At 53.2% G+C, this 248-nt stretch carries 1 protein-coding gene; it reads right to left on the reverse strand.

Features of this window, described 5'->3' with window-relative positions; all coding sequences use genetic code 11:
• The coding region (locus Q4563_RS21600) for an aconitase family protein (RefSeq protein WP_303605988.1) at positions 1-248 on the reverse strand (248 nt) is incomplete at both ends.

The raw sequence follows: 248 nt of genomic DNA on the forward strand, positions 1-248 counted from the left end.
GACTTGCTTGAACTGCTCCGGCTTAACTGCGGAGGCAACGATGGCATCAATTTCTTCATCTGATGGCCACAGGTCTTTCAGGGTAATTTCCTTGCCATCAACCACGGCCAGGGCATCGTGCTCGATATCAAAACGCACCGTACCGGCAATCGCATAGGCCACAACCAGTGGTGGTGACGCCAGGAAAGCCTGTTTGGCATACGGATGGATACGACCATCAAAGTTACGGTTACCCGACAGTACTGCGG

Source organism: Gilvimarinus sp. 1_MG-2023 (assembly GCF_030548285.1).